Source organism: Mesorhizobium sp. M7A.F.Ca.CA.003.01.2.1 (assembly GCF_003998945.1).
Taxonomy (GTDB): Bacteria; Pseudomonadota; Alphaproteobacteria; order Rhizobiales; family Rhizobiaceae; genus Mesorhizobium; species Mesorhizobium ciceri.
This window is the reverse complement of sequence record NZ_RZRA01001300.1, coordinates 1-1,140: the sequence shown is the minus strand read 5'-3', so window position 1 is coordinate 1,140 and position 1,140 is coordinate 1. Positions and strand designations below refer to the sequence as shown.

1 protein-coding gene and 1 pseudogene are annotated in these 1,140 nt (G+C 67.5%); both read left to right on the top strand.

What is annotated here, in order from left to right; all coding sequences use genetic code 11:
* Positions 1-813, top strand: an 813-nt coding sequence (locus EN969_RS32170; protein ID WP_281060051.1) for an ATP-dependent helicase C-terminal domain-containing protein, incomplete at its 5' end; no start/stop codon positions are given.
* Between the two features lie 26 nt (positions 814-839).
* Positions 840-1,140 (top strand): annotated as a pseudogene (locus EN969_RS32165) (sensor histidine kinase); the annotation flags it as partial.

Sequence of the window (1,140 nt, the reverse complement as noted above, 5' to 3'; positions counted from 1 at the left end):
CTGCAGGGCAAGGCACAGAATGCGCGCATCACGGCGGCAGCGGCGATCGGCGAGGACGATGTCCGTGTCGCGTTGGCGGACAGGATCGAGGCGCGCCGTGAAACGAGCTTCGATCGGGACAAGCGCGCCGTGCGTGTACGTGAAACCGTGCGCCTTGGCGCCATCACGCTCGCCGAGCGCATGCTGCCGCCGCCAACGGGGGCCGACGCCGACCGCGCCGTCCTCGATGCCGTGCGCCAGCACGGGCTGTCGCTGCTGACCTGGAGCAAGGAGGCGCAAACGCTGCGCCAGCGGCTTGGCTGGCTGCATCGCGGCCTGGGCGCGCCATGGCCCGATATGGCGGATGACGCCCTCGTCGAGCGCCTCGACGACTGGCTGCTGCCTTACCTCGCCGGCGCGGCATCGTTTGCCGCCATCGATGCAGGCGTTGTCTCGGCCGGGCTGGCCAGCCTCGTGCCGCATGATCTGCAGCGCAGGATCGATACGCTGGCGCCGACCCATTTCGACGCTCCGTCCGGCAGCCATGTGCCTATCCGCTATGACGGCGAATGGCCGGTGCTGGCGATTCGCGTACAGGAGCTGTTCGGCCTCGACCGCCATCCTTCGATCGCCAATGGCACTGTGCCGCTGACGCTCGAACTCCTGTCGCCGGCGCACCGGCCGATCCAGACGACGCGCGACCTGCCCGGCTTCTGGCGCGGCTCCTGGACCGACGTGCGCGCCGACATGCGCGGCCGCTATCCCAAGCATGTCTGGCCGGAAAACCCGCTGCTCGCCGCCGCCACCGCCCGGGCCAAGCCGCGCGGGACCTAGCCTTTGGAGCTTCGCGGCTGTAATTCATGGCCATGATCAACGTTTTGCGTTCGCCCGATTTCCAGCAGAGCCAGAGACTGCGCCTCAACACGCTAATCCGGTTGCGATGGCTTGCCATTGTCGGTCAGAGCCTGGCGGTGCTCGTCGTCGCCTATGGGCTGAAGTTTCCGCTGCCGGTCAGCCTCTGCTTTGCCCTGATCGCCTGTTCGGCCTGGATGAACCTGTTGCTCGCCTTTCGCTTTCCGGCGGCACACCGGCTCACGCCGCTTGCGGCCTTCGGCATCCTCATCTTCGACAGCCTGCAGCTTGCCGGCCTGCTCTACATGA